Below are 22,653 nucleotides of genomic sequence, written 5' to 3'. Positions count from 1 at the left end.
CACCTCTGATGGTGTTGCTTGTTCTGTTTATTTATATTAAAGGGGATGAAGAACTTGAAAGCTGTGAAGGCTGACCACATATATACACCGGAAGGAATAGTTGAAAACGGGTACCTCCTCATTGAAGATGGGCGGATTTCAGGGATAACAAAGGAACCTCCATCATGTCCCATCATCGCTTTACCCGGTTGTTCTGCCATACCAGGAATGATTGATCTCCATATTCATGGAATCGCGGGACATGATACGATGGATGGAAGTGTCTCTTCCCTAAACGAGATGTCTAAGTCCCTTGCCAAATACGGCGTAACAGGGTTCCTGCCTACAACACTCACCCACGATCCCGAAAGTATCCGCAAGGCGGTTGGAGCAGTAAGAAGTGCCATCGGTCAAACGACAGGAGCCGAAATTCTCGGTTCCTATGTGGAGGGTCCATATATCACACCTGAACATAAAGGGGCACACCCTGTCGAGTACATGCGGGAGCTTTCTATTAAAGAAATAGAAGACCTGATTGATGCGTCGCATAACACCATAAAAGTCCTCACGATTGCGCCGGAAAAAGCTCATGCCATGGAGGTCATCCGCTACCTAGCGGGTAAGGGGATCCATGTTTCAATTGGTCATACCAATGCAGACTATGAAACCACGAATCTTGCTGTCTCCCATGGAGCAAAAGTCGCGGTCCATACATTCAACGGAATGCGGGGCTTCAAGCACCGTGACCCGGGATGCCTCGGCGCGGTCCTGACCAATGATGACTGCCTGTGTGAATGCATCGCAGACCTCCATCATGTCCATCCGGGGGCGGTCAAACTATTACATAAAGCAAAAGGAAGAGACAACATCCTATTAATAAGCGATTCCATGGCTGCCACCGACTTACCTGACGGTGATTACACTCTAGGAACAATGAACGTGAAAGTCAAGGACCGGATTGCCAGGACCGTAGAAACCAACTCCTTGGCGGGTAGTACAACGAATCTGTTAGACTGTCTTAAGAATATGACAGAGGTGCTGGACCTCCCCCTTGAGGACATTTTGCCAATGGTCGGTCTAAACCAGGCAAAGCTACTAAACATCGATCACGAAATCGGGACCCTAGAAATCGGCAAAAAAGCCAATATCGCCTTCATAGACCAAAACTGGAACGTCCAAGCCACATTCGTCAATGGGGAAGTGGTGTGGGACATGGGGACAGGCACCCTGTCCCAAGAATTATAGAGACAAGGGGATTCAACCTCTTGTCTTTATTTGGTTCTGGGACAAGGGACCTGTCCCCCCGTCCCAATCAAGGCGTAGGTTAGGGTACTTTCCCTATGTTTTATCCACTTGGGGTTATTTTAAATATATATTTATACAAATAAGGGATTTAATGTTTAAATAATCAGACTAATAGACTATTAAATGGAATTCTCTCTTCACCAAACCGGTATTAAATACCTTTAAAATTAAAAAGAAAAGTGCTTGAAAACCCCCATTTACGCAAGCGATCTCTCTATCTACTATTAAAAATAAGAATAGTTAGAATACAAGATAGTAGAGGGGAAGTAGAGTCATGAAGAAAAAGGTCGTACCATCTTTATTGGCATGTGTGATGGCTGCAGGGACGTTCGGGGCATCAGCAAGTGCGGAGTTTCAGTTTTCCAAACAAGAGAAGGTTCCACATTCCGTTTTGGCGGAGAAATCGAATCCATTTGCGGAACTACTCAAAGAGAACAATGATCCATTGTACGGTGTGGATCAGTCTTCCTTCGATCCGAATGAGAATGTAAGGATTGTCGTTGAGGTTGAGGTGAACAAGCATGCGAAGTCGTCGACGCACGCTCAAGTTGAAAAGGTGAAGAATGTCATTTCGGGTAAAAAGGACTCAAAGTCTAAAGTGAGACACACATTTTCAAAAGGTTTCAGTGGCTTCAGCGTGGATACAACACTTGGTGAGGTTCAAAAAATCGCTAAGCTGGATGGCGTAAAGGATGTTCGCATTTCCAAACAATATGAGCATACCGTTGTAGACAGCAAAGAGCTCGTTGAGGCCATGGATACATGGACGAAGTATAACACGCGCGGGGAAGGTATGGTCGTAGCGGTCGTTGATTCAGGTGTGGACCACCGTCACGAAGCGATGCAGCTTTCGGAAGAAGGAAAGAAAGCGGCGAAGTTAACGGAACAAAACCTTCAAGATGAGTTTCAACAAACCGAAGTGGACGAAGCCTGGTATACAGATAAAGTTCCTACAGGGTACGACTGGGCAGATAACGATACCAACGTCATTCCAACCTCAAATTCTCACGGAACGCACGTAGCGGGGATCGTTGGAGCCTATGAAGAAACGAAGAAAAAAGCAGAAGGGGTTGCTCCCGATGTACAGCTTCTAGCGGAAAAAGTATTCTCCGATAAGGGTGGCGGCGCTTATGACGATGATATCGCAGCAGGGATCTATCACGCCGTTGAAATGGGCGCAGACGTCATCAACCTTAGCCTCGGCTCAGATGCTGGAAACGTAGATTCAAATGATCCCGTCCAGCGCTCGATTCAATATGCCACAGAACAAGGCGTCCTGGTCGTTGCGGCGGCAGGGAATGCGGCTTACAGCACCAAGAACAATTTGCTGGAAAGGTCTCAATTGCCTTTTGCGAAAAACCCTGACATCGGGCTCGTGGGAGACCCTGGTGTGACACCGTATGCCCTACAGGTCGCTTCTTCAGAGAACGACATGATGACAGTGGACGGGCTGCGTTTGTCAGATGGAACTCTATTCGGCTATCAAATTCAGCCGGGGATCAAGAAATTGATCGGGACGCTGGATCCATCCAAGGAATACGAACTGGTTTATGTAGGTGAGGGGAATTCGGCAGCGGTCAAGGACCTTGACTTGAAAGGGAAGATCGCGGTCGCACAGCCATCGCAATACTATTCCCCCGCAACCTATATGCAGACCGCAGCTGCAGGGAAAGGTGCTGTGGCAGTGATGGTGGTTCCACCTCCCCAAGTGACATCGTATGCAAACCTATACTTCAGCCCGTACTTCATTCCGGCGGTCACAACCGATCAAGTGAATGGAAATGAACTCGCAGAGCGATTGAAGTCCGGTGAAGAAGTGACGGTGCAACTGACTGACGAAGTGCTGAAGGTTCAAAATACGGCAACCGAGCCGATGTCCACGTTCTCATCCTTTGGATCTCCAACGGACTTAAGCTTCAAACCTGAGATCACGGCACCAGGCGGGAAGATTTTTTCGACAGTGATCAATAACGAATATGAAACCATGAGCGGAACGTCCATGGCAAGCCCGCAGGTGGCAGGCGGAGCCGCGCTTCTTTTACAGCACTATTATCAGGAGCTGGGTCTTCCGAAAGAGATGGAAACGGTATTAAAAGCGAAAAACGCATTGATGAATACGTCTGAAACCCTGACGAATCCAACCAATGATCACTCGGTTTATTCACCAAGAAGACAAGGTTCCGGGATCATGAAGATCGACCGTGCGATGGAGACGCCATATCTCCTTGAACGTTCGGGTGTTCCATTAGAGCAGGCCGCTTCTGTTGCTCTGAAAGAAGTGGGACGCAGCTTTGATTTCACCTTGAATGTGGAGCCTTTAAAGAAAAATCTTGTGAAGCCTCAGCACCAATATGAGATTATGATCGATCTAATTACAGACGAAACAACCAAACAAACACATGATGGAGTGGAAAGAGAGTACTTAACGCTTCACACTGTACCGGTTACAGGGGCAGACATCAAGATCAACGGCAAGACGTACGATCCAGCGGAACCGTATCAATATAAACCGCACCGTGATGAGGAAGTGAAGATTTCAGTTGAATTGCCTGAAGAGCTGAGTGAAGGGCGCTTCATTGAAGGGTTTGTACGCTTTGTACCAAAAGGAAGCTCGGTAAATGAACTGACGACACTTTCCGTACCGCTTATGGGGTACTACGGAGACTGGGATTCCATGGCGAATGTGGATGAAAGCCCGGTAACAGGGGATGCATTCTTGGGGTATACGGTCCTGTTCAATGAAATTGATTCGTTGCCGATCGGATATGATCCGGCCACTGGAACCTTCAATAAAGAAAAGATAGGCGTGTCATCACGATCCGTCAGTGAGGGGGCTTATCCTTCCTTCACCGCGCTGCGTAACCTGAAGGAAATGTCCCTGAGCATTCAGGATGAAAAAGGGAACACCATTAAAGAGATAAGCAACTTTAGTGAATTCACAGAGGATGGAAGTCCGTATAAGTTCAGAAAGAACATCATGAGCTACAGAAATTACTCTTATAAAATGGAAGGATTATTCTGGAATTCTACTGACGACGATGGGAAAACGATAAAGGATGGACAATATTATTACGTCTATACGAGCACGTTAAACTATGAGGGTGCTGAACCTCAAGAGACCAAGATTCCGATAAAAGTAGATTCCGAAGCTCCTAAAGTAGAAGACATCAAGGTGGAAGAAATGCCGGATGGAAACTACCATATCAGCTGGGATATAACAGACACGGGTACCGGTCCTCTTGGCAGCCTGCTTTGGGTGAACGGAAAGTCCCAACGGATTCAAAACGGGGGATCAGAGTACATCTCAAAAGTGAAACCGGAACTGGTCACAATCTCTGCCATAGACAATGCCCGGAATGTGGGGGTTGCGTATCAGGGGGATGAAACGTATTTAAACGCCGAACCGCTTATTAACTATTTAGGCATCAACAATGCTTCAAGCGTAAGTGAAACCAAGCCACTGCGCCTGACGCTCTTCGGATACAAACGCCTTGATTGGCATTTGGAAATTACCGATGCACAGGGGAACACACTTGAAGAAGCAGACATCCATGACGAACATTCCATCTATAACCTGCCATGGGCTCCTGACAGTGATTATCCGGATGGGGACTACTATGTGAAGGTTACTGTGAAGGATGAGAGTGGATTGACGCTGTCATCTGTTCCGAGGAAATTCACGGTTAAGCGATAGATTGTGGGACGGGGGGACAGGCACCGTGTCCCGAAAAGTGATAGAGACGAGGGGGTTGATCCCCCTCGTTTTTTTATGTTCTGGCATCAGACCCTTTGTCTTAAACATAAGAAGGATATATTATCCATAAGAAAAATGTGGTATAGTATTATTTTAGAATATTCTTTAATATCTGATACTTTCAACAGGTAGGATTACACACAGGGGGGAAACGTATGGAATTATCGAAATTGGGTTGGAATTCATCATTGGCTGAAAGGTTTAATGAGTATAAGGAACTTGGTTATGAAGTAGGAAGAATTATTCTTGAACATAAAAACATTTACCGGGTTATAACCGAAGGAGAAGAACTGTTAGCAGAGGTGTCGGGTAAGTTCAGACACGTTGCAGAAGAAAGAAGCGAGTTTCCCGCTGTAGGGGATTGGGTGGCACTTTCTGTTCGGAAAGAAGAGAAAAAAGCTACTATACATGGGATTCTTCCCCGTTTCAGTAAATTTTCCAGAAGGGCTTCAGGTGAATCTGCCGAGGAGCAAATCGTGGCAACGAATATTAATACCGTGTTTTTAGTCATGTCTCTAAACAGTGATTTTAACCTCAGGCGGATAGAGAGATATCTTATTACAGCGTGGGAAAGTGGGGCAAATCCTGTTATTGTGTTGAGCAAATGTGATTTATGTGATGACATTGAATCACGTATCAACGAAATAGAAAGTATTGCTCCCGGAGTTCCAATCCATGCGATTAGTGCAACAGAAGGCGTTGGATTGGAATATTTGAAGGGATACTGTTTGGAAGGCGAGACAGTTGCACTTCTTGGTTCCTCTGGTGTAGGGAAATCAACAATATGCAACTATTTATTTGGAGCGAACAAACAGCAAGTAAAGGAAATCAGGGATAGCGATGATAAAGGGAAGCATACGACCACTCATAGAGAATTGATCATACTGCCAGAAGGAGGAGTCCTGATTGATACCCCTGGTATGAGAGAGCTGCAACTTTGGGATGTAGACAATAGTATGACAAAAAGCTTCTCAGATATTGAAGAATTAGCTAAATACTGCAAGTTCAGTGATTGCCGGCATGAAAATGAGCCAGCTTGTCGTGTGAAACAGGCTATTGAGGAAGGAATGCTGGATCAAAAACGATATGATAACTTCAAGAAGTTCCAGAAAGAACTAGCCTATTTAGACAGACAGACGAATAAAAGAACTCAGTTACTTGAAAAGGAAAAATGGAAGAAGGTCTCCGGTGATCGGACAAGGTCCAATAGAAGGTAGTCTGGCATTCAAATTCCAAAAAAGGTAGAAGAAGGGATGAAACATTGTTTCTAGCAGAAAGAATAAGGCAATTGCGAATTCATAAAGGAATGAATCAGTCTGAATTAGTGGAAGGTATTTGTTCCATTACGTACCTTAGCAGAATAGAGAATGGAAAAATAAAACCTTCCAAGGCATTTTTACATAAAATCTCTGAAAAACTGGATGTAGCCATTGAATATTTAACAGATAACGATATTACCAATTTTGAGGCGACCATCCAAGAAACGATTGACCATTATAAAGTAACGAACCATATGTCGGAAAGGGAAATCTCCTTTTTAGAGATTCATTCTATGGAGATGCATCCTGTACCTGTTCTGTTGCAGATCCATGGAGTCTTATTGCATTATTATGTTCGGATAAATTCAATGAAAAATACGGATCGTATCTATACCAATTCTCTGAAATTATTACCTGATCGCGTACACGAATACTATCCTGAAGATTCTATGTTTTACTATATCGCCTGCGGAAACTATTTCTATCAAAAGCAAAACTTCCATAAAGCTGATGACTATTATTCAGAAGCGGACAGATTGATGGAAGATGATGAGAGCATTCAAAGGGCTCATTTGTATTATAATTTGGGCTTGGTCAAGCAGAGGTTGAACAAAAAACAAGACATCAGTCGTCACTATACATTGAAGGCTTATAAATTATACAAACGATTTGAAAACACCACTAATATCATCTCTGTGCTCATCACTTTAGGCGTTCAATATCATTTAGACCAAATGTTTGAAGAGGCGAAAGACTGTCTTTCAAAAGCTAAATCATTGGTGGATGAATATCATGATAATACATTTGAAGGAATGATAGAATACAACTATGGAAGAGTTTATCAAGGGATGAAAGAGTTTGACCAGGCTATTGTACATTTCAAGAAGAGTCTTACTATACATAAAGGGAATGATAAAGAAAGAATTTATTCTTTAAGAGGTTTAGTAGAAGTATATTCTGAGTTAAAAGAATGGAATCTGGCCAATACCTACTTAAATGAAGCCATAGAAATTGTTGAAACGTTGGATCTGCGCTATTTATATGTAGATATACATGCATTAGTAGCTGAATTATACAAAGTGCGCAGGGATGATTATAACTATGAGAAAGAAATGCAGCAACTCATTCACTTCTCTCTGGATCATCAGCAATTCTTGTTGGCAAAAAAGCATGCAGTCACGCTAGGCGACCATTATTATAATGTGAATGCATATAAAATGGCGGCAAAGTACTATCAGATTGCATTAAAAAATGACAATAAGGTAAAAGAGGCTCCCAAAATCTATCAATAAGTAAATAAATAGACCTAAATAATGGTATAATTGCGAGAAAAAGCACGGTGATTTTACTAGTTATTTTTAACCCCCTTCTTCATTTAAGATATGATTATCAGATGAAAAAGGGAGAGTTGAATATGTTGAAAATAAAAGTGCTTTTATTATCTTTATCATTCGTATTAAGCGGAACGGTCATATCTTACACAAAGGGAATTGAAAAGAACCCTGGTGATTCCCAGCAACAAATTCTTGTTAATGATGAATCTCAACCTGGTCCTTTTTCACAAGGCTATACAAGTTAATCAATCCTATTAGTAAAACCTGTTATCGAAGAGATAGCAGGTTTTTTTATATGAATTCGGGAAAGCAGATTGGATCCAACGGTTATTCAACGTCATTCTTGTAAAATCCTAAGGCTTAATTTTGACGTTATCAAGGAAATTTTAACGACTATTTTACTTATTTTAGTTAACCATATTCATCCATTATAGTTAATTTAGAAAGAAAAAACGTTAAGAAAGGAGGTAAGAGTCACAAGTGACGAGTGAGATTGGAAACCAAACAGATCCTCGCTATCAGAAGTCTGAAAGGAGCTTGGACAATAAAGGAATATTTCCCTTTCAAATATTTAAAGACACCATCGGATTTACTAAAAAACAATCGGGAACTGAAGTTGAAAAAATCCCACTGGTACACTTAAATACCTTAGCTCAGATGTTGTATGAAGTTATGGAAGAATTAAATCAATTAAACCTCCAGCCTATCGTTGTTTTATTAAGAGAAAACATAGTAAAAGGCGTAGGGGAGACTGGGGTTTATTGGTTTGATTTTTCAAATGAGACATTAGTTCCCTTTCATTCACTGGAAGTTGAAGAGTGGAACAAGCTCAAGGAACAATCTAAGTCATCTCTTGCAGTCGGGTTTGGTTTGAAGGTGAAAGATGATGACCAGGAGACCTTGCAGGAATCAATAAAAAAGGATAGTGAAGGAGTGAAAAAGGAAATGAAAAGAATTCTGGAATTACACGGTGAATTGGAAGATATAGTTGCAGAGAACCCAGTAGGTATCTCGAAACTTCCCTTGGCCTATCTTCATTGGATAAAAGGGAAAAGTGCCCTGTAAGTTAGCGGGGGTAAAAAGAAAACATTTTACTTACGGAGTACACTCAATTAAGAAATAGGTTAAACCAAAGATCGAGGGCCACAATAAAAACTCTTACCCGAAAATTGTATTGAAGGGAGGGGAATCTCATGGCAGAAATGAAAAAGAACGAGGAGAAAGTATCATTGAAGGATCTTGATATCCGTTTCTCTGAATTAAGAGACGAAGAGCTGGCAGCACGCCCAGTAACACATGTAGGTCACTAATACACTCACTAATAGAATGGGAGGAAATCATCATGGCAGAAATGAAAAAGAACGAAGAAAAAGTATCATTGAAGGATCTTGATATCCGTTTCTCTGAATTAAGAGACGAAGAACTGGCAGCACGCCCAGTAACACATGTAGGTCACTAATACACTCACTAATAGAATAGGAGGAAATCATCATGGCAGAAATGAAAAAGAACGAAGAAAAAGTATCATTGAAGGATCTTGATATCAGTTTCTCTGAATTAAGAGATGAAGAACTGGCAGCGCGTCCAGTAACACATGTAGGTCACTAATAGAATCTACATAATCACCGGGATATGAGGAACTGTGGCCCTCGATCTTTGGTTTAAACTTCTAAGGAGGAGTAATAAATGAGTCTATTTCAAGAGTTGCAAGCATCTACAAAGAATTTTATGGAACCGGCAGCATTGAAGAATCAATTGGACATTACAAACGTCTATGAAGCTCCATTTCATACACTCTTATCGATGGCCAAATCCGCCGGAACAGATGATTCTTATAGGAATAACCTACGCATTTATGTTAATGGTGAATCACGTGAGGATTTAGAAGAATATATTCTTTTGAATCCTCCTCATTCTTTCGGGGAAATAGAGGAATGGGGAAGAAGGACATTTAAAGGTCAGGATTTTCTTGTGGTTATCAACCGGGTCGAAAAATGGTATAACCCTATAGTTAATTGGTGCGGGAGCCTGTTCGAAGCAGCCAAAGGGCAACTCAATGAGGAGTTGTTGCATTTAGAGGTTACATATTTTATCGGAAATACGACGTATACTCCATTTGGGGTCCACATTGATGAGATTTCAGAGGCCCTCCATTTAAATCTGGGACCCAACGAAAGATATATGTATTTGTGGGAGCCAGAAACATATAAGAAAGTCAGAGGTTCATATGAACCATTGATTAATCCTTCCTCACAATTATTCTCTCATTCCCAGAAAAACACAATAGCGGAAAATGATTGGTTTTTCCTTCCAGCCAGTAAATATTTTCACGTTGGGGAGAATACTGATTTCAGTGTTTCATTAGCAGTCGCCATGATTAGATTTGATGAAAATGATCTATTTAAACGGGCAATGGAACTGGCCCGACATGAATTAGGTGATCCTGGCTCCATAGATATAAAATCCATCATTAAACAAACGCTTCACGTGGAAAATAATCAAAAAAACGGGATTATACCATTAAAAGAAATTATTAAATCCAGTGATCCTGCAGAAGAAGCCATTATTCAGTATGTTCTTCGAATCAGAAGTAATTTGGGGTTCAGAGTGCCTACTAAAACAACTGAAAAGGAATTTCCTGCTCTTGCTGCTTGGAAAGATAGCTCGATTTCATTGACTACTCCCTTCAAGCTGCTGGTGTTGGAAAAGGAGGATGGTCTGGATGTGTTTGCGAGGGCTAATATGATTAGCCTTGTCAAGCATGATGTCATTCTTGAAATAATGAAGAAGTTAAATATGGAATGCTCTTTAAACGTTAAAGAGTTAGTAAAGACATTTCATGATCAGGTCAATGAGGACTCCATCTATTTACTATGTAAAACCTTATATAAGTGCGGGGTCCTTGAGGTGGGAATTCATGAGTATGCTTAAACATTTTGTCCTCAACCCTACTATTGCAGTTGAACGAAAAGATGAAGTTCTGAACATAATCCTTCCCTTTGAGAAAAAGAAAATCCAAACGAATCTTCATTTCAGCAAAGTGATCGAGATGGTGAAAGAGCCCAGTAGCCTTGAAGAATTAGAAGAAAAGGGATTGACTGGAAAAGTACTGGAGTTATTGCTGGGTGAGTCTATCATAATCCCTCAGGAAGTGCATTCTCTCTACAGGAATGGACTTGTTACACAACCTAAGGATACCATCGGTGAGAAGTTGGATCTCAACCAATTGAAAAACAAGGGATTCAATCATCGATTTTGTTTCTTAGGCATTCCTGTATCCTACGAACATAAAGGGAATATGAGTCCCGTTAATGGAACAGCATTAATAAGATCCAATATCAAACTCTTTGATCCCATTCCCTCTGATGAAGAGTATTTACTCGATATGAATTACTCAAGAAGCTTCAAAGCGAAAAGCGTTACGCCTTATGACGCAGGAGATGTAAGCTATGATTCGCGGATTGAGACCATAGAAGATGTGAACAAAAAAGTAAGCTATATCGTTGATAAAATGTCTGATCACCAGCTGAAGCCGATTGTTCTGGGAGGGGATCACACGGTGACTTACCCAGTCGTCTCAACCCTTATGGATAAGTATGAAAACCTAACGATCATCCATTTTGATGCACATACTGACCGTTATGAAAGCCAATTAAGAAATACAAATGGTCTTACGATTGGAAATGTGTTCAGTGAATTAATGAAAGAGAAGAACTTTTATAAGTTAATCCAAGTGGGCATCCGCCAGTTTGAAAGAAAGTCTACGAATGAAATGGGATTATCGAACAGTTTGTATGTGTATTCATCGAATGATATTCATTCTATGGAAAATGCGACCTCGATCTTTTCAACCCTGGATAGAAATACTCCAATTTATATTTCATTCGATGTAGACGTGCTTGATCCTGTTCATGCACCAGAAGTGGCATGGCCGGTTATCGGGGGAATCTCCTATCATCAGGCGTCTTCCCTCATGGAGTACTTGAGTACCCATTTCAATGTGGTAGGCGCAGATTTCGTAGAAGTGTGTGCCGGAGATAAGAAGCCTAATTTAGCTGCATTATCAGCAGCCAACTTGGCTACCCAACTGATATTAAATCAACATAATAAAACATATAGAGGTGAAGAAAATGAAACTGGTTACCAAACCAAATAACGTTGATCCGATCGTAGCTGATAATTGGATAAAAAGGTTGATTCAAGAAACGAATGGCTTAGAAGACTATGCATTGATACCCGATATGCTGCTAAATCCAGAGCAAGTAACGACTGAACTGAAACATGCCATTACCAAAGTGGAAGGTCATAAAGAAAAAGCAAATTTAAGGGTTTTCATTGATAATGGCCAACGTTATGATCTTCTCGAAAAACTATGGAATACACGTTTTGACCATGAAGAGGATTTGGATGAATGGATTAAAGAAACGATCGGGTACGAAGATTACTGCTTTACCTTTAATGGAGTCATGAAATGGAATGACAGGCTACATACGAAAGTAACGTCTGAAGTAATCAGACCGATTATTGACCATGTTGGTGTTCCGCTTGCAGGAGTAGATGCGTATGCCTTTATTGCGAATGCCGGATATACGCCTTTTGGGATACATGAAGATCCAGACCATTCCTTGATCTTTCATCTTGGACCGGAAGAAAAGCACGTCTGGATATGGAAGAGAGAGGATTACGTAAGGTTAACCGGAAGTTCAGATCGCCGTTTTGATCCTGAAAACCTTGTAGAACACGCTACCCATTATATTTTGAAACCCGGTGATTGTCTGTTTATTCCGAAGGGAGATTTTCATGTATTTAAGAACGTAGGGTTTTCTTCATTTTTAGGATTCATCCTCTATCCTTCTTCCGCAGGGACGGTTGGGACAGAAGGCATAAAGATGCTAACAAAACTAAACGGCAATCAGCCTCATTATTTTGTACAAGAAGAAAACTTGGAAAATAGTATATATGAGCAAATTGATTCCATAACAAAGTCTCATCGGGATGATCTTGAAAAGGGAATAAAGCAAGGATCTTATTTTTATCATCTTCTACTAAAAAGCAATGGCTACGCTATACACAAACCTATCCTGAAAGAAATGGATACTACTAATGATTTGAGTCATGCAACATTGATTAAACCTTCATGTTTTCCTATCCTTCACATCATTGAAGAAGAAAAGATCACATTATTTATTCGCGGGAGGCTTCTCCAGCTTAATAATATACCCGGCATTGCTCAGTGTATCGAAATAATGGATGGTAAGAACGAGATAACGTACTCGGGTCTCATTGAGGAAATGACAAACGTACTATCTTCCGAAGTGGCTGCGTTCTTGGTTGATTGTGCCATTCAATATAAGGGCTTAATCGTAAAGGAGGACGGAAAATGAGTATAACCGCATTATATAATCTGGAGGAAGAAACCGGTCACTTTACACGCCCAGTCGTTTGGAAATCATTTCTGGAAAAGATGGATTGGGATGAAATTTACACTGATTTTGTGGGGGAAGTGCAAAATAGTGAGAGAATTCCCCAAATGAATATTAATGTTAAGGATGCAGTCAAGCCATGGTTAAGAAATAAATTGAAAGACTCTCCAGTAGGGAATTATGATTCATTGGAACAATGGTTTTCTCATTGGCTTGGAGATGACGAATTCTGCGTATTATTTGACCGGATAACGGATTATAGTGAAAAAGTACATGAGATCCTTACTTCTAAGGTGCTGGCTAATTTGGGTGAAAAGGACCTGGTAATGGGTGCGGATTCTTATGCGATATTTGGTAACTATGGATATACTCCATTTGGTATTCACCCGGATAACGAACCTATCTTCCTGATTCATTGTGGACCATCGAATAAAGAGATTTGGTACTGGGAATCAGAACCAGATCCAAGTATCACTGGGAGAACAGATCTGTTGGAGTCTGGATCAGAGTGGGAAAAATCTGCTGTACATGTTGTACTCGAACCCGGTGATATGATTTTCATTCCAAGCAAAATGTATCATTTGCTTTATACCCCGGATTTTTCAGTTACACTGGGGACGGCTTTGTTTCCAAGCAGCGCTTCCTCGTTAGTTCGTTCAGGGATAGCTAATTTGAAGCATCAGCCAGCCGAATCTTTAACCTTATCCTGGTCAAAAGAAAATTCTATTGAGGAACAATTTCATTCCATAATAGAAAAAGAATTGAATATAAACTATAAAGATCTTGGGGAATTACTCTTCCAAGGAGTACTCGACCAGCGAAATAAAATCAAAAGCAATGGTGGCTTTATAGGAAATCCAACTGGTATAAAACAGCCGGCTTCGGTTGATTTTACAAAGTCCTGTTTTAAAGTACGGAAGAATACTGAAATACCAATAAAAAAAGTGGGTAGTGAACTAATCCTTTATCTACGAGGCAGGAAATGTACATTGAATTATGATCCAGTAATTGAAAAAGCAGTGAACTTTATTCACAAAACTCGAAAGTTCTCTTTAAAGGACATAGTAGATGAAGTAGGAGAAGAAACTGTAGCGTTACAATTGATTAAGTTACTCTATTTGAACAAAAGTATCGAAATTGCTTGTACGTGTAAAGTACACGGAGGTATGAAATGACTATCACCGTTAACGAATTGACCAAAGAGGAAGAAATCTCATTAGATGCATTGAACCAGCCATTTATAATAAGAAGGCATTTATCAGTGCCGGCATGTTACGATCTTTTATCGAATACTATTGAGTCTCCGAAACATAGTGCTTCCTTAATTGCAGCAAGCCAAAAAGGGAAGCGGGAGACCCGGGAATTTACCATAGAAGAATATTTGAAGTATATGAAAAGAACGTGTGATAGGGAACCATGGTATGCGTCCAATCTGCGTAACGAGGAAATGTTAGACGAGATCATGGAGAAAATCGAGCTCCCTCCAACTTTTTCTAATTGGTTAGACTCTTTACCCAAAGGAGTGAAGCCACCCTGGCTCTGGTTATTTCTAGGTCCCCAATCATCCGCTACTGCCCTTCACATTGATGTAATGATGAGCAGTGCATGGAATTTACTGTTAAGTGGAACGAAAAAGTGGAGGTTCCTATCTCCTTCAGAATCTATTGCCAAGAATATATTAGATGATGGATATACATCCGAGTTTCCTTCTTCCCGATTCGAAGTGGAAGTTCTTCAGTTTCCGGGAGATTTGGTTTTCACACCGAGTGGTTGGGCACATGAAGTAGTTAACCTCGAACCAACGGTTTCCGTCACGGGGAATTTTCTCAACGAAAGTAACGTACATCTTGCAGAGATCTATCTTGAGAAAAGGAAGAAGGAAGCCTGGCTCAAAGTACTCAACAAGCTAAAGGAAATGAAAGGTACATCCAGTCTATCAACCGCAGGAGGAATTCAATGAAAACTCATTTAACTACACATGTTCTAAAAGATCTGAACTTTCTTACGTTTTGGCTGTCACATGTCATTTCTTCTATTGGTAATACCCTTATACCTGTCACCATTACATTTGCCGTATTGGAGGTTACAGGAAGCGCAACCAGTCTCGGTCTCGTGCTGGGGGCACTTTGGGTTTCAAGAGTGGTGTTTGTCATGTTTGGAGGGGTTTGGGCCGATCGTATTTCAAGAAAGGCCATTCTCATATGTTCAGACCTGCTCCAAGGGGCCAACCATTTATTGATTGCTTATTTATTTTTCACGCATTCCATTGAACTATGGCATTTAGTAGCTTCGGCATTACTATATGGGGCAGTAAGTGCCTTTCACTCCCCTGCATCAGGTGGATTGATCCCACAAATTGTTAAAAAAAACCAGCTTCAACAGGCTAATTCACTTCTAAGCATCGTGAATAGCATATTTGAAATAGCAGGTCCTGCAATAGCGGGGATATTGGTCGTATTGGTCGGATTTGACGTAATCTTTTTCATTGATGCCATGACATTCTTTGTAAGCCTGCTCCTCATGCTTATGGTTTTACCTAAATACAAGTCGGAAACCAGCGTAGATAACTCCTATTGGCAAGATTTAAAAGAAGGGATAAAAGTAGCCCGAAGTCATACTTGGATATGGAAATCCCTTGTCACATTCTCCCTGTTGAATTTTGCAGTTGCAGCATTTAATGTCCTGGGGCCACTAGCCCTTATAGATCAATTAGATGGTCCGAAGAAGTGGGGATTAATTTTAACCGCTGCATCGGTTGGCGGCTTACTTGGAGGTTTATTATCTCATAATTTAAAGCCCAAGAATCCATTAAAGTTTGCATTTACCTTAATGACCGTTTTAGTGCCACTTGAGATTCTCATGCTGATTGGACCGGCTTCACACTGGTTGATCATGATCGTGGCTATGTTTGCCAGCGCAAGTATTATTATCAGTGCGGTGTTCTGGGATACACTTGTTCAGCAGAAGGTACCCGAGCACATGCTCTCCAGAATCGGTTCATTGGATTCCTTTGTTTCCTTTGTATTTATGCCAGTGGGATTCGTATTGGCCGGCCCGCTGTCTGAAGCGCTTGGCATGACATGGACTCTTATTCTCTTAGCATCTTTAGTGTTCATCTTAAATACATGGGTGATCTATTTCAAAGATGTTAGAAAAGTCGAGTTTGATAAAGCAATCGAAATAGAAGCGTAATAAAATAGGGACTTTGGGACAGCACCCTGTCCCAAACATAAAAGCGACGAGGGGATTCATCCCTTCGTCTTTATTTTGGTTCTGGGACAAGGCACCTGTCCCTATGGCCCACTAAACAAACGTTTGATTAGGTTCTCGAAGTGGCTTGATTCTCCTTTTTAGACCTTTAAACAGTTGTTTAATAGGGACGTGGGGACAAGACACCCGTCCTAAAAGTGAGAGAGACGAGGGAACAAACCACCGCGTCTCAATTCAGACCCTGGGACAAGGGACCTGTCCCTCCGTCCCTTACTCCACAACCGGAATCCTCTCAATACTTTTATCTGTAAATATATCATTCTCATCCGTACTTTTTGTCGAAAATTCAGATACGATGGCCCCTTCCTCTCCTGCTTGAAACCAATGGAGAGTATTTGGATGGATAGTATATTGTTCTCCCTCTTTAAGAATGATCTCATTCCAAACAGTGAAGGTGTCATGTTTGTCTTCGGGAATAATCGCTCTTGGACTTTCTGTTGTTGGACCCGGTACATATAAGTAGACGGTTCCAAGGCGGCATCTGAACGTTTCCTCTTTCCCTGGCGATTCTCCTACTGGGGGATGTAAGTGCTCAGGGCATGTTTGCCTGGGAAGGAGCACGAGATCTTTTGCACAACAGCGTTCTGTATTTACGTACTCAATTAACTGTAATCCCAATTCTTTTATTCGATTGAGCCCGAAATCCGCTACCTCGATCCTTTCTATTTCATTATCCGTTAATCTAATGTTTGCCTTCTGGAAATAAGCCAATGTTTCCGTCTTTATTTGATTAAATTCTTCACGTGAAAGCATAATGATCCCTCCTATAGTAGTGATGTCACTCCCTGAAGCATAATGTACTACCTTAATTTTTTCTATGACAGATATGAGTGTTCTCTTATCTGATATTCAGATATCCATAAATCAGTCCTATCTCATGAAATCCCGTTAACTCGAGACGGTAATAGGTTATTTTTATACAAATCTGAATTTTGGTTAAATTCATTTGAATTCTCTCCATAGAACTATCCTTACTCCTCACCTATAGTAGAAATACAAATGTAAGTGGTTACAAAAAAACGAACAACGAAGGAGAGAGATTAAATTATGGTAAGTAAAATGACCGTACCTCCAATGCAATTAGTGGAGCATGATGGAGTAGGGACTCAAATGTGTGCAGTATTATCAGACATAGAAAAAATAGAAATTAAACGGGCAGCGATCCCGGAGCCGGCTGAAGGGGAAGTCAGAATCAAAGTAAAATGGGTCGGCATTTGTGGAAGTGATGTGGAAGTTTATCGCGGGGTCCGTGAGCCAGAATTTATCTCTTACCCGACACGGCTGGGACACGAAGTAGCGGGTGTCATTGATAAAGTCGGAGATAATGTCCTAGGGTTGAAAGTGGGAGATCATGTAGCTCTTCGTTATATCTGGGGGGCCTTCGCAGAGTACGTGTGCTGCAAACCCTTCTCCGTTAAAGTGCTTCCTAAAGAACTGCCATTAATAGAAGGTTCATTAATAGAAGTAGTACCAGCATTATTATCCGCCGCAGAAAATGCTGATATATCCCCAAACAAAAATGTACTCATTATGGGGCAGGGAGTAAGCGGGCTTGCATTGACTCAAGTAGTGAAACTTTACAGCCCGAAAAATTTAGTGGTAACAGACTTGTTTGATGAAAAGCTGGAATTGGCAAAGAAATATGGGGCTACCCATACGTATAAAATGCCATCGGCAGATGCGAAAACCATGGATGTAGTGGGAGAGAATTTTCCTGAAGGATTTGACATCGTCATCCCTTGCCTCCTCGAAGGCTCTGGAATGGTGGACGCAATCGATGCAGCTGCACAAAACGGAAGAATCGTGATGTACGGATGTATCGGCACCTGTCATGAACCAATCGATTTCTTTAAGGTTCATAAGAAGCGTCTTGATATCTTATCGACAGAACCTAAAAGGGATATAGACAACCGCCGTTATTTTGAAGAAGGACTGAAACTCGTAATGGATGGTCTTGTAAATACAAAGGAAACCATCACTCACATTTTCCCCTTGTCTAAAGTCGATGAAGCTTTCAAGACAAGGAATAACCATCGCGGGGACACGATCCACGTCATGATTGATTGTGAAGTGGAGGGAACCAATGAGTGACACCTGTTTTTACTGCAAAAAAGACAGCAGGTTAAGCGATTTGATGATTAGAATGGAGGTCTTAACCACCTCGACCTTCTATCTTAATAGGGATCAAACCCATCGAGGCAGATCCATTCTGGCTTTCAACGGTCATAAAAGAGAATTGTTTGAACTGACACCCTTTGAACTCCAGGCATTTATGGAGGATGTAGCAAAGGCTGCTAAAGCTTTGCAGGAAGCCCTTCGACCCCAGAAGATCAACTATGCCATCTATGGGGATGTCGTTTCCCATCTCCATTTTCATATTGTCCCTAAATATGAAAATGGAGAAAAGTGGGGTGAGGCCTTCGTGAATGCTCCAACACATAAGAAGTTTATGAATGAAGCGGAATATGAACTATTGATTAAAACGATTAAAGACCAATTATGAATGAGGGGGTACCACAAAGATGAATAGGTTGAATAGGAAGCTTGTGATATTTATGTCCGTATTACTAATGGTTGCTGGTATCGTAGGCTGTTCTTCCAAGGGAACCACAAGTAGTGACAAAAATGATAGCGCTGTCAAATCCGGTGATCAAATTGTATTGAAACTCTCAGAGCCTCAAGTAGATGATTATCCAGATTCCATAGCAGAAAAAGAGTTTGCTAAAAAGGTAGAGGAACTTTCTGATGGAAGAATAAAAGTGGAAGTATATACTGGTGGTCAGCTTGGAGATGAAACGACCACCATTGAACAGACTCAAGTAGGTATCATTGATATAGGAAGAGCGAATGCAGGTCCGTTAACGCAATTTGCAGATAGTCTGGGAATCTTTAGCTTCCCGTTCCTATTTGATAGCAGGGAACATATGTGGAATGCGTTGGAATCATCGTTAAGAGAAGATTTATTTTCTGATTTAGAAGAATCAGATCTTATTGGGCTGGCTTTCTATGACGCAGGTGCAAGAAGCTTTTATTCGACTGAACCAATTGAAACAGTCAAGGACATAAAAGGGAAAAAGATTCGTGTAATGCAAAATGACATCCTCATTGACGCCTTTAAAAAGCTGGGAACTTCACCTACACCACTTGCTGCTTCTGAGGTGTACAGCGCTTTACAAATGGGAGTCATCGAGGGAGGAGAGAATAATGTCAGCACTTATGTAGCAGACGGTCATTTTGAAGTGGCCAAGAACTTCACACTCTCCGAACATTTGAGAATCCCGGGAGTATTATTCATGAGTAAGAGCTCTTGGGATAAGCTTTCCGAGGACGATCAGAAAATCATTAAAGAAGCTGCATTGGAATCAGAAAAAACGCAATTGGAGCAGTACGATAAATATGCCCAAACCTCGATGGATCGTGTAATGGAATCAGGAAATAACGTGGTGGAATTGTCCGATGAAGAACGAGCTAAATTCAGGGAGAAGGTCCAACCGCTTTATAAAGAATATGAGTCAACATATGGTCCTTTATTCGACGCGATTGATGAAGCAAGATAGAACATTGGGGCAAAGGGTATTCCTACTCTTTGCCTATTTTAAAAAGGAATAAGTAAGGAGGAGACTACATGATTAACAGAGCTCTTTTAACTGTGAGGAAGATAACAGAATCCTTCGTTCTACTAATGATTGTGGTCATGACCGTTATCATTAGTTACCAAGTCATCTCGAGGTTTGGGTTGAACTATACACCGACTTGGATTCAACCAATGTCCCTACTACTGATGGTGTGGATTGGCTTTCTTGGTATTGCCATCGGTTTTCAGGATAACAGTCACATTAGAATCACTCTTTTTGAGGATAAAATGCCCAAAAAGCTTCAGCGTGTATTGAATGTACTACAGCGCCTATTAGCTATTTTATTCGGTTTCTTCATGCTGATTGAAGGAAGTAAGTTTTCTTATAAAATGCTGGATTCCAGTATCCCCGGTATCGGTGTACCTTCAGCCCTCCTTTATGTTGTCGTACCTGCAGCGGGTGCGCTGGTCATAATCTATTTGCTTTCCGAATTTTTAGGGTTTTGGCAAGGTGTGAAAGAAGAAAGTGAGGTGGAGGGGTAATGGCTATCGCCACTTTGATCGTATTATTCCTTGTATTTTTAGTGATTGGGGTACCGGTGGCCTTGGCAATGGGCTTGACATCCATGGCGGTTGCCTTCCTTCTTGATATTCCAATGTCCGTTCTTGCACAGCGCATGGTTGCGGGAGTAAACAGCTTTCCGTTATTGGCTATCCCGTTCTTTATCCTGGCAGGTGAAATCATGAATGCTGGTGGAATTTCACAGCGACTGATCAAACTTTCTGATGTGATTGTTGGAAGGTTCCGTGGCGGTCTAGGGATGGTGAATGTCAGTTCAAGTATGCTCTTTGGCGGTATATCGGGATCCGCCTTGGCAGATACATCTTCCACGGGTTCGGTCATGATCCCGATGATGAAGAAAAAGGGGTATGACGCGGATTATTCAGTAGCTGTAACTGTTACCTCAGCGACCCAGGGCATTGTCATTCCACCAAGCCACAACATGATCATTTATGCATTGGCAGCTGGAGGAGGGCTCTCCATCAGCTCTTTATTTCTCGGAGGCATCATTCCTGGAATTCTCCTAGGCCTTGGACTGATGGTTACTGCTTATCTAATTGCGGTCAAAAGAAAGTACCCAGCAGAAAAACCGTCATCTTTTATGGAAATCCTTGCTGCCATCAAGGGAAGTATCCCTGGTTTAATGACGGGTGTCATCATTATCGGTGGAATTATGACAGGTATATTCACGGTCACAGAATCTGCAGCCATTGCGGTTGTGTATGCATTTGTTGTCAGCTTTGTCTTCAATAAGGAAGTACCATTATCCATGATTATCCCTGTATTAAGACGAACATTTAAAACGCTGGCCTTGGTATTATTTTTGATTGCGACATCGAGTGGATTTGCTTGGTTGCTAGCTTTATTGAGGGTTCCTGCACTCATTTCAGAAAATCTATTAAGTTTAACCAGTAATCCGATTCTGATCACACTCATCATCATTTTTATTTTGTTGATGCTTGGTATGATCTTAGATGTTGCCCCCATTATTTTGATTACCACACCAATCCTGTTACCAATTGCAACAAGTATCGGGATGGACCCTATACATTACGGGATTGTCATGATGATCTGTATGGCGATTGGTCTTGTCACTCCCCCGGTTGGAGGAGCCTTGTTTATTGGAAGTGCTATTGCCAAAATACCAATTGAAGGTGCTGTGAAAGCGTTACTTCCATTTTATGTCAGTATGCTTGCCATCTTGTTGTTGGTTGCTTTTGTGCCACATATAACCTTATATATACCAAGCATATTTCAATAATTCATTATAGAATATCTTTAGAAATCTCAGGTTGTTTTTTTAAGGAAGGCGAAAAATCCTCTTCTAGAAGGATATGTTTCCCGACGACCGTTCGGGCTTGCTCTCTATACTCTGTTGGAGAAATTCCTTCTTTCGAATGGAACAACCTTGAGAAATATGGAGCAGATAAGCCAACAAGTTCGGCAATTTCCGTAACGGTATAATTGCTGAATTCCAGATACTCTTTTGACTTCTCGATCCGTAACTCCTGCAGCAACTTCATTGGGGTTGTATCAAATTTCTTCCTGAATAAGTCGATGATATAGTGTGGATGAAAGTTGAAATGTTTCGCAATATCTTCAAGGGTAATGCTGGATTGAAGGTTTTCCAACAGATAGTCTATCACTGGAAAATCAGGGTGGAACTCACTTTTTAATGAATACATGGAGCGGGGACTGGTATCTTGTGTAAAAGAATTTTCCTGTATCATGGCCAGTAATATGTCTTTAAAACCAACGTCTATCCGGTAAGGAATAATGGGGCTGGAATTCTTTAGATTCATAACGGATAGTTTAAACAATTCTTTCAACTTGGGAGAATCACCCATGAAATATGGCACCGGAAAACAATCTGCTTTTAAAAGATTTTCCAAGTCGTTACTGATCATATCAAATTTTAGATCGATGGTGGAGGAAGGGCGTGTAAAATAAAAACGATGCTTATATCTTTTTGAAATAAAATAAGCATGCTTAGGGAGTAACTCATATGTCTCATCGTTAATATGGATTGTCCCTTCTCCATCTATAAGATAGAGGAATTGGTACAAATCATCATGGAAATGACTTCTAACACCGGTATTTTTCTCGTAATCTATGCGGGACATCCAGAAAACACGTAATTGCTCATCTCGTAACACTTTTTCCACCTCTATTTTTTTAGTAGAATACTTACCT

The 22,653-nt window shown here is 41.3% G+C and carries 19 protein-coding genes; 17 read left to right on the top strand and 2 right to left on the bottom strand.

Annotated elements, in window-relative coordinates; genetic code table 11:
• Nucleotides 1–54 precede the first annotated feature (54 nt).
• From nagA to AAEM60_RS21330, 12 genes are all read left to right on the top strand, one after another.
• Nucleotides 55–1,224 carry an N-acetylglucosamine-6-phosphate deacetylase gene (gene nagA, locus AAEM60_RS21385; RefSeq protein ID WP_341357087.1) on the top strand — a complete coding sequence of 390 codons (1,170 nt, stop codon included), beginning with the start codon at nt 55–57 and terminating at the stop codon, nt 1,222–1,224.
• 334 nt (nt 1,225–1,558) lie between these two features.
• Entirely contained in the window at nt 1,559–4,978 is a 3,420-nt protein-coding gene (locus AAEM60_RS21380) for a S8 family serine peptidase (protein ID WP_341357086.1), read from the top strand.
• Between the two features lie 215 nt (nt 4,979–5,193).
• Complete coding sequence (rsgA, locus tag AAEM60_RS21375) at nt 5,194–6,255, top strand: ribosome small subunit-dependent GTPase A (RefSeq protein WP_341357085.1); 1,062 nt, start codon at nt 5,194–5,196, stop codon at nt 6,253–6,255.
• A gap of 44 nt (nt 6,256–6,299) precedes the next feature.
• Nucleotides 6,300–7,589 (top strand): helix-turn-helix transcriptional regulator, encoded by a 1,290-nt coding sequence (locus AAEM60_RS21370; RefSeq protein ID WP_341357084.1) that lies wholly within the window; start codon nt 6,300–6,302, stop codon nt 7,587–7,589.
• Between the two features lie 122 nt (nt 7,590–7,711).
• Complete coding sequence (locus AAEM60_RS21365; RefSeq protein WP_341357083.1) at nt 7,712–7,876, top strand: hypothetical protein; 165 nt, start codon at nt 7,712–7,714, stop codon at nt 7,874–7,876.
• A gap of 235 nt (nt 7,877–8,111) precedes the next feature.
• Complete coding sequence (locus AAEM60_RS21360) at nt 8,112–8,696, top strand: hypothetical protein (RefSeq protein WP_341357082.1); 585 nt, start codon at nt 8,112–8,114, stop codon at nt 8,694–8,696.
• A gap of 621 nt (nt 8,697–9,317) precedes the next feature.
• On the top strand, nt 9,318–10,562 hold the full coding sequence (locus AAEM60_RS21355; RefSeq protein ID WP_341357081.1) for a hypothetical protein: 1,245 nt from the start codon (nt 9,318–9,320) through the stop codon (nt 10,560–10,562).
• Nucleotides 10,549–11,787: an arginase family protein gene (locus tag AAEM60_RS21350; RefSeq protein ID WP_341357080.1), complete on the top strand. Its 1,239-nt coding sequence runs from the start codon at nt 10,549–10,551 to the stop codon at nt 11,785–11,787. Before AAEM60_RS21355 ends, AAEM60_RS21350 begins: the two co-directional genes overlap by 14 nt.
• Complete coding sequence (locus AAEM60_RS21345; RefSeq protein ID WP_341357079.1) at nt 11,762–13,015, top strand: hypothetical protein; 1,254 nt, start codon at nt 11,762–11,764, stop codon at nt 13,013–13,015. Before AAEM60_RS21350 ends, AAEM60_RS21345 begins: the two co-directional genes overlap by 26 nt.
• Nucleotides 13,012–14,229: a cupin domain-containing protein gene (locus AAEM60_RS21340; RefSeq protein ID WP_341357078.1), complete on the top strand. Its 1,218-nt coding sequence runs from the start codon at nt 13,012–13,014 to the stop codon at nt 14,227–14,229. Before AAEM60_RS21345 ends, AAEM60_RS21340 begins: the two co-directional genes overlap by 4 nt.
• Nucleotides 14,226–15,014, top strand: a complete 789-nt coding sequence (locus AAEM60_RS21335) for a cupin-like domain-containing protein (RefSeq protein ID WP_341357077.1) — start codon at nt 14,226–14,228, stop codon at nt 15,012–15,014. Before AAEM60_RS21340 ends, AAEM60_RS21335 begins: the two co-directional genes overlap by 4 nt.
• Nucleotides 15,011–16,246, top strand: a complete 1,236-nt coding sequence (locus AAEM60_RS21330; protein WP_341357076.1) for an MFS transporter — start codon at nt 15,011–15,013, stop codon at nt 16,244–16,246. The genes AAEM60_RS21335 and AAEM60_RS21330 overlap by 4 nt, the downstream gene beginning before the upstream one ends.
• A gap of 288 nt (nt 16,247–16,534) precedes the next feature.
• Here AAEM60_RS21330 and AAEM60_RS21325 read toward each other — a convergent pair whose 3' ends face one another.
• Nucleotides 16,535–17,077: a D-lyxose/D-mannose family sugar isomerase gene (locus AAEM60_RS21325; RefSeq protein WP_341357075.1), complete on the bottom strand. Its 543-nt coding sequence runs from the start codon at nt 17,075–17,077 to the stop codon at nt 16,535–16,537.
• A gap of 294 nt (nt 17,078–17,371) precedes the next feature.
• On the opposite strand from AAEM60_RS21325, the gene AAEM60_RS21320 reads away from it, so the two are divergent.
• From AAEM60_RS21320 to AAEM60_RS21300, 5 genes are all read left to right on the top strand, one after another.
• Nucleotides 17,372–18,415: an alcohol dehydrogenase catalytic domain-containing protein gene (locus AAEM60_RS21320; protein WP_341357074.1), complete on the top strand. Its 1,044-nt coding sequence runs from the start codon at nt 17,372–17,374 to the stop codon at nt 18,413–18,415.
• A gap of 43 nt (nt 18,416–18,458) precedes the next feature.
• On the top strand, nt 18,459–18,827 hold the full coding sequence (locus AAEM60_RS21315) for an HIT family protein (protein ID WP_341358031.1): 369 nt from the start codon (nt 18,459–18,461) through the stop codon (nt 18,825–18,827).
• Nucleotides 18,828–18,846: 19 nt separating this feature from the next.
• The gene (locus AAEM60_RS21310) at nt 18,847–19,881 is read left to right on the top strand and encodes a TRAP transporter substrate-binding protein (RefSeq protein WP_341357073.1); all 1,035 of its coding nucleotides are present in this window, start codon (nt 18,847–18,849) and stop codon (nt 19,879–19,881) included.
• Nucleotides 19,882–19,949: 68 nt separating this feature from the next.
• Nucleotides 19,950–20,441 carry a TRAP transporter small permease gene (locus tag AAEM60_RS21305; RefSeq protein ID WP_341357072.1) on the top strand — a complete coding sequence of 164 codons (492 nt, stop codon included), beginning with the start codon at nt 19,950–19,952 and terminating at the stop codon, nt 20,439–20,441.
• Complete coding sequence (locus AAEM60_RS21300; protein WP_341357071.1) at nt 20,441–21,721, top strand: TRAP transporter large permease; 1,281 nt, start codon at nt 20,441–20,443, stop codon at nt 21,719–21,721. Before AAEM60_RS21305 ends, AAEM60_RS21300 begins: the two co-directional genes overlap by 1 nt.
• Before the next feature lie 4 nt (nt 21,722–21,725).
• Here the strand turns inward: AAEM60_RS21300 and AAEM60_RS21295 are convergent, their stop codons facing one another.
• Nucleotides 21,726–22,616, bottom strand: coding sequence for an AraC family transcriptional regulator (locus AAEM60_RS21295; RefSeq protein WP_341357070.1), 891 nt, complete (start codon nt 22,614–22,616; stop codon nt 21,726–21,728).
• Nucleotides 22,617–22,653: the final 37 nt, after the last annotated feature.

The sequence above is a fragment of the Rossellomorea sp. y25 genome, assembly GCF_038049935.1.
In the GTDB taxonomy this organism is placed as follows: domain Bacteria; phylum Bacillota; class Bacilli; order Bacillales; family Bacillaceae_B; genus Rossellomorea.
The sequence above is the reverse complement of the archived record's forward strand: the minus strand, read 5'-3'. Positions and strand labels throughout refer to the sequence as shown.